At 74.6% G+C, this 6087-nt stretch carries 6 protein-coding genes; 4 read left to right on the top strand and 2 right to left on the bottom strand.

The features are described 5' to 3' along the window. Positions 1-405: 405 nt before the first annotated feature. Positions 406-1308, bottom strand: a complete 903-nt coding sequence (locus ACIQOV_RS23045; RefSeq protein WP_401051230.1) for an alpha/beta fold hydrolase — start codon at positions 1306-1308, stop codon at positions 406-408. 221 nt (positions 1309-1529) lie between these two features. On the opposite strand from ACIQOV_RS23045, the gene ACIQOV_RS23040 reads away from it, so the two are divergent. The 3 genes from ACIQOV_RS23040 (at position 1530) to ACIQOV_RS23030 (ending at position 3013) form a co-directional block, all read left to right on the top strand. Next, positions 1530-2192 (top strand): TetR/AcrR family transcriptional regulator, encoded by a 663-nt coding sequence (locus tag ACIQOV_RS23040; protein WP_359903508.1) that lies wholly within the window; start codon positions 1530-1532, stop codon positions 2190-2192. A gap of 131 nt (positions 2193-2323) precedes the next feature. After that, a complete protein-coding gene (locus tag ACIQOV_RS23035) occupies positions 2324-2551 on the top strand; it encodes a DUF3107 domain-containing protein (protein ID WP_359903510.1) in 228 nt (75 codons plus the stop codon). Between the two features lie 135 nt (positions 2552-2686). Beyond that, a complete protein-coding gene (locus tag ACIQOV_RS23030; protein ID WP_359903512.1) occupies positions 2687-3013 on the top strand; it encodes a hypothetical protein in 327 nt (108 codons plus the stop codon). A 27-nt stretch (positions 3014-3040) separates the two neighbouring features. On the opposite strand, the gene ACIQOV_RS23025 is transcribed toward ACIQOV_RS23030, so the two are convergent. Then, on the bottom strand, positions 3041-3769 hold the full coding sequence (locus ACIQOV_RS23025) for a ferritin-like fold-containing protein (RefSeq protein ID WP_049660234.1): 729 nt from the start codon (positions 3767-3769) through the stop codon (positions 3041-3043). 487 nt (positions 3770-4256) lie between these two features. Between ACIQOV_RS23025 and ACIQOV_RS23020 the strand changes: the two genes are divergently transcribed. Then, positions 4257-6087 (top strand): DEAD/DEAH box helicase (locus tag ACIQOV_RS23020; protein WP_401051232.1); only part of this gene is annotated, 1831 nt, incomplete at its 3' end.

Raw genomic sequence — 6087 nt, 5'->3', positions numbered from 1 at the left:
GGGAGGTCCGGTCGGCCCGGGTCGGCGCCGCGGTGCCTCCGTGCGGCCCGCCGGCGGCCCGGTCGCGGCCGCGCCGCGTTCCGTTCCCCCGGGCTCCCGCCCGCTTCGGCGGTCGGGCCCGGCCCGCCGGAACCCCTCGGCCGCGGCCGCCCTCCGGTTCCTCCGGCGGCCGCGACTCCCCCACACCTGTTCGGTCCGACAGCAGAAAGGTAGGACCGGCCCTGGCCGATCCATCGGTCACATGCCTGCCTGCCACCTGATCGAGTGAACCGCCGTGACCTCGACCCGATCCGGGCCGTTACCGGGCGGTATGCGCGGCCGCCCGCGCGGCCCCGCCCGGGCGCGCGTTCGGCCCGCCGCGGCGCGCGCCCCACCCGCGCCGTGCGCTCGGCCGGTGACGTGCGCTCAGCCGGCGGTGTGCGCGATCAGCTCCCGTACCGCCCGGGCGACCTCGTCGGGGTGCTCCATCATCGCCACGTGCCCGGATTCCGGCAGCACCAGCAGCCGGGCGTCCGTGAAGGCCGCGCAGGCGCGGCGGGCCGAGCGGTAGGAGACCAGCTTGTCGCGCAGCCCGTACACCAGCAGCACCGGCGCCCCGACCCGCTCGGCCTGCCGCCACAGCGCCTGGTCGCCGCGCTCGGTGTACGCCGAGACGATGCCGCGGGCCGAGCCGACCAGCGCCTGCATCGCGTGCGGCACCTCCAGCCGGCGCCGGTACTCGGCGACCGCCTGGGCCCGGGCCTCCGGGCTCAGGTCCTCCGGAGCGCCGTAGACCAGCCGCAGCAGGTCCTCGGTGGCCGCCTCCGCGTCGCGCCCGCCCGCGGACAGCCGGCGCAGCACCGCGGGCACGCCGGGCACCGCGAGCAGACCGGTCGGCCAGGCGGAGCGCTGCGGGGGCAGCTCGGGCAGCGCCGGGGAGACCAGGGTGAGGCTGCGCACCAGGTCCGGGCGCACGGCCGCCAGCCGGACGGCGACCGCGCCGCCCAGCGAGTTGCCGAACAGGTGGACCGGGCCGCGGCCGGAGGCCTCCAGGTAGCCGATCACCGCGCGGACGTGGCCGGAGACGGTGAGGTTGCCGTCGGTGGGCGGGTGGGAGCGGCCGAAGCCGGGCAGGTCCACGGCCTCGCCGTCGACGTGCCCGGAGAGCCGGCCCATCAGCGCCTCCCAGTTGGCGGCCGAGCCGCCGAGGCCGTGCACGAAGAGCCCGGGCTCGCGCCCGTCGGCGACGCCGTCGGCGGCGGGCCGGTGCACCGCGAGCACCGCGCCGGGGACCTCGACCGTACGTACCTGCTGCTCAGCGCTGCTCATGGTGGACGATGGTAGTGAGCCCCGCCCCGGAAGCGCCGGGGTGGTCGGGCCGTGGGCCGCCTCCGTCCCACCACTGCCGAGGCCGAGGTCAGCGCCGTATTGTGGGCTCCTGACAACCAGGCCGATCGTCTTTTCTCGCCTTCGCCGAACGCGGGCGCGGTTACCGAAAAGTAGAATCGGCCATCCTGCAGCAGCGAACAGACCCCGAAGTGAGGAGCGCCGTGACGGCCATCCAGGAGGCGCAGGAGCGCCCGCGCGGTGCCCGCCTGCCGCGAAGCGCCCGCCGTGAACAACTGCTCGGTGCCGCCCAGGAGGTGTTCGTCGCGCAGGGCTACCACGCGGCCGCCATGGACGACATCGCCGACCGCGCCGGGGTGAGCAAGCCGGTGCTCTACCAGCACTTCCCCGGGAAGCTGGAGCTCTACCTGGCGCTGCTGGACAAGCACTGCGACGCCCTGGTCGAGTCGACCCGCGAGGCGCTGTCGGCGACCAACGACAACAAGCAGCGGGTGGCCAACACCATGGAGGCGTACTTCAACTACGTCTCCAGCGAGTCCGGCGCCTTCCGGCTGGTCTTCGAGTCGGACCTGACCAACGAGCCGGCCGTGCGCGAGCGGGTCGAGCGGGCCTCCGAGGCGAGCGCGACGCTGGTCAGCAAGGTGATCCAGGAGGACACCGACCTGCCCGAGGCGGAGTCCAAGCTGCTCGCCGCCGGGGTCTGCGGCCTGGCCCAGATCACCGCCAGGTACTGGCTCTCGCAGGGCCTGGAGATCCCCCGCGACGAGGCGGTGCGGCTGGTCGCCAGCCTGTCCTGGCGCGGCCTGAAGGGCTTCCCGATGCACCCGGGCGAGCAGTCCGGCGAGGGTGCCGCCCACCAGGGCTGATCCACCGACCTTCGTCGGGCCGGGGATCCGGTGCTCTATGGTGAAGCCGTACGGCACGGTCGCCGCGAACGCTTGTCCCAGGCGGTCCGGTGCCCGTGCGTGGAGGCTGCAACCCCGGAGGGACGGAAGCCGTGGAGGTCAAGATCGGCGTGCAGAACGCGCCTCGCGAGATCGTGATCGAGAGCTCGCAGACTGCCGATGAGGTCCAGAGCGCGGTCGCGAAGGCACTGGAGGGCTCGGAGAAGATCTTCGCGCTGTCCGACGAGCACGGCCGTCGCATCATCGTCCCGGCCGAGCGCCTGGCGTACGTGGAGATCGGCGAGTCGGCCTCCCGCAAGGTCGGCTTCGGCACCGCCTGAGGCGTCGCCGCACAGGATCGTCCGGTGCCCCGTTCCCGCGAGGGAGCGGGGCACCGTCGCGTGTACGACCGGGTGGGGCGGGGTACGGCGAGGGTGCGGCGCCGGTGCCGCACGCCCGTTCCCCGGGAGGCAGCCTTGCTGGTCGAGTCGATCGCCTTCGCCCTCGTCGGCCTGGTCACGGGCGGCGCCGCCCTGCTGGCCCTGCCCGCGTACTTCCGCGCCGCCCGGGCCCTGACACTGGGCACCGCGCTGGCGGCGGCGCTGGTCGGCGGGGTGGTCGCGCACTTCGGCGTGGACGGGCGCCAGCCCGCGGTGTCCGTCGCGGCCGCGGCGGTGGCCGCGGGCGTGCTCACCTCGCTGCTGGCCCGGCCGGACCTCGCCGCCGGGCGCGCCCCGGCGCACCGGCACCACCCGCACCGGCCCGGCGCCCACCGTGCGTCGCGGCGGCACCGGGCGGCCTGAGGAACCCCGCCGGCGGCCCGAGGACTCCTAGGACGCCAGGCCGAGGGCGGCCATCCGCTTGGTGTGCGCCTCGGTGATCCGGTTGAACATCTTGCCGACCTCGACCAGGTCGAAGCCCTGCACCTGCACGCCGCCGACCAGCAGGTTGGACAGCGCGTCGCGCTCGGCGACGACCCGCTGGGCCTGGCTGAGCGCCTCGCCCATCAGCCGCCGGCCCCACAGGGCGAGCCGGCCGCCGGCCCGCGGGTCGGCCTCGATGGCCTGGCGGACCTTGTCCACGGCGAACTGGGCGTGGCCGGTGTCGGACATCACGCTCAGCACCAGGTCACGGGTGTCGTCGTCCAGCCGGACGGCCACCTCGCGGTAGAAGTCGGTCGCGATGGCGTCGCCGACGTAGGCCTTGACCAGGCCCTCCAGCCAGTCCGAGGGCGCCGTCATCCGGTGGAACAGCTCCAGCGGCTCGACGAAGGGCCGCATCGCTTCCTGCGGGTCGGCGCCGACCTCGGCGAGCCGGTCGTGCAGCCGCTGGTAGTGCTGGAACTCGGCGGAGGCCATCCGGGCGAGCGCCGCCTTGTCGGCGAGGTCGGGCGCCAGCTTGGCGTCCTCGGCGAGCCGCTCGAAGGCGCTGAGCTCGCCGTACGCGAGCGCGCCGAGCAGGTCCAGCACCGCCGCCCGGTAGCCGGGGTCGGCCGAGCACGCGGCCCAGTCCCCGATCGAGCCGGCCGCCGCGTCCTGCGTCTCACCATGGGTCTCCATGACCCGCAACTTTAGTCCCGCCCCGCCGCCCCGTGCCCGGGCACGCCCGGTGACCGGCCGGACCGGCCGCTCCGGTGGCAGTTGCCGGGGGCAATGTCGGACGCGTCACGTGTTCGAGTCGTCGCCTGACTGTATGGTGGTACGGAGCCCGTCGTGTTCGCATGGTGTCACCGCCGTCTCGGTACCCCGCGCGAACCCTCCGTAGTGGCACCGTCCAGCCGGACGTGTCCGCACCGGAGGCACGGGTACTCACGTACGCGGATGCCCGGTCGGAGAGCCGATCGGCTCCGACCATGGCTTGGACTTCAAGCCTTGGCACCGCATCAGTGGCCGAGCGAGGGCCGCCGAGACCACGCCCCGAGGCGGAGGTCCCGCGCAGATCCCTCACGGGAATCCTCCCCGACGCCGCCGGCGACGCGCCCCGCACCAGGGCAGCGCGCACCGGCCGGCCGCAGGGACCGGCGCGGTTGTGCGTCCGCGCAGCTGTATCAGGGCCGCCAGGCCCGTAGGCAGCCGCGCGGCTGCCCGCCCGCCGCTCGCTCTCGGCCCTTTCGAAAACGGAAGAGGCAGCACCCTGTCCACCACCGCTGAACCCATCAAGACGACGTTCCGGGAACTGGGGATCCTCCCGGAGACCGCCGAGGCGCTCGAGTCCGTCGGCATCGTCCACCCCTTCCCCATCCAGGAGATGACCCTGCCGGTCGCGCTGACCGGCCACGACGTCATCGGCCAGGCCAAGACCGGCACCGGCAAGACCCTCGGCTTCGGCCTCCCGCTGATCGAGCGGGCCATCGTGCGCGCCGACGTGGACGCCGGCCGGGCCACCGAGGACCAGCTCTCCGACTTCCCGCAGGCGCTGATCGTCGTCCCGACCCGCGAGCTGTGCACCCAGGTCACCAACGACCTGCAGACCGCCGGCAAGGTGCGCAACGTGCGCGTCCTCGCCGTCTACGGCGGCCGGGCGTACGAGCCGCAGGTGGAGGCGCTCACCAAGGGCGTCGACATCGTGGTCGGCACCCCGGGCCGCCTGCTGGACCTGGCCGGGCAGAAGAAGCTCAACCTGTCCAAGGTCCGCGCGCTGGTCCTGGACGAGGCCGACGAGATGCTCGACCTCGGCTTCCTGCCGGACGTCGAGAAGATCATCACCATGCTGCCGGCCAAGCGGCAGACCCTGCTGTTCTCGGCCACCATGCCGGGCCAGGTCATCAACCTCGCCCGCCGGTACATGAGCCAGCCGACCCACATCCGGGCCGCCGCCCCGGACGACACCGGCGCGACCGTCGCCAACATCGAGCAGCACATCTTCCGTGCGCACTCGCTGGACAAGGTCGAGACGGTCTCGCGCATCCTGCAGGCCGACGGCCGCGGGCTGGCGATGATCTTCTGCCGCACCAAGCGCACCGCCGCCGACGTCTCCGACCAGCTGACCCAGCGCGGCTTCGCGGCCGGCGCGGTCCACGGCGACCTCGGCCAGGGCGCCCGCGAGCAGGCCCTGCGGGCCTTCCGCAACGGCAAGGTCGACGTGCTGGTCTGCACCGACGTCGCGGCCCGCGGCATCGACGTCGAGGGCGTCACCCACGTCATCAACTACCAGTGCCCCGAGGACGAGAAGACCTACCTGCACCGGATCGGCCGCACCGGCCGGGCCGGCGCCTCCGGCACCGCCGTCACCCTGGTCGACTGGGACGACATCCCGCGCTGGCAGCTGATCAACAAGGCGCTGGACCTGCCGTTCAACGACCCGGAGGAGACCTACTCCACCTCCGCGCACCTGTACGAGCTGCTGAAGATCGCGCCGGGCACCAAGGGCGTCCTGCCGCGCTCGGAGCGGACCCGCGCCGGGCTCAACGCGGAGGAGGTCGAGGACCTCGGCGAGACCGGTGGACGCGGCGCCCGCTCGGGCCGCGGCGGTCGCGGTGAGCGCAGTGAGCGCGGTGACCGCAGTGAGCGCGGTGACCGTGGTGGACGCGGCGGCCAGGGCGGCTCCGGCCGTCCGGGCGCCGGCGCCGCCACGGCCGAGACCGAGGAGCAGCAGCCGCGCCGCACCCGCGAGCGCCGCCGCACCCGCCGGGGCACGGCGGTCGGCGCCGAGGGCGAGGCCGCTGCCGTCGTGACCGGTGCCGCCGTGGCGACCCCGGCCGTCGAGGGCGCCGAGGACGAGGCCGCTCCGCGCCGTCGCCGTCGCCGCTCGCGCGGCGGTGCCGCCTCGGCCGAGGCCGCGGTGGCGGTCGAGTCGACCCCGGCCGCCGAGGCCGTCGTCGCCGAGGCCGCCGCGGTCGTCGAGGCCGCCGCCGAGGCGGTCACCGAGGCCCCGGCCC

It is taken from the genome of Kitasatospora sp. NPDC091257, from assembly GCF_044757675.1.
Classification (GTDB): Bacteria; Actinomycetota; Actinomycetes; order Streptomycetales; family Streptomycetaceae; genus Kitasatospora; species Kitasatospora lactacystinica.
Note: the sequence above shows the minus strand (reverse complement) of the source record. Positions and strands in the feature narration are given on the sequence as shown.